Annotated in this window: 1 CRISPR repeat array (cut by a window edge). The window is 72.0% G+C overall.

Annotation, left to right across the window (positions count from 1 at the left end):
- Positions 1 to 238: direct repeats of the CRISPR family, unit length 25 nt; unit sequence GTCGTCCCCGCGCAGGCGGGGCTGT (it extends 34 nt beyond the left edge of the window).
- The last annotated feature ends 1 nt before the right edge of the window (position 239 follow it).

Consider the following 239-nt stretch of genomic DNA (forward strand, 5'->3'; position numbering starts at 1 on the left):
CCGTGGGTACCCAACGCTGGATTGTGGTCTGTCGTCCCCGCGCAGGCGGGGCTGTTCCGGGGATCAGCTGGAGGCGGCCATGGTGGGCGTGGTCGTCCCCGCGCAGGCGGGGCTGTTCCCAGATCGGTGACCCTCTGGGGGTGACCAGACAGGTCGTCCCCGCGCAGGCGGGGCTGTTCCCGGGGCACCGGAGAAGTCGCCGCCAAACAGGACGTCGTCCCCGCGCAGGCGGGGCTGTT

The organism is Dietzia sp. SLG310A2-38A2, assembly GCF_014145095.1.
Taxonomy (GTDB): domain Bacteria; phylum Actinomycetota; class Actinomycetes; order Mycobacteriales; family Mycobacteriaceae; genus Dietzia.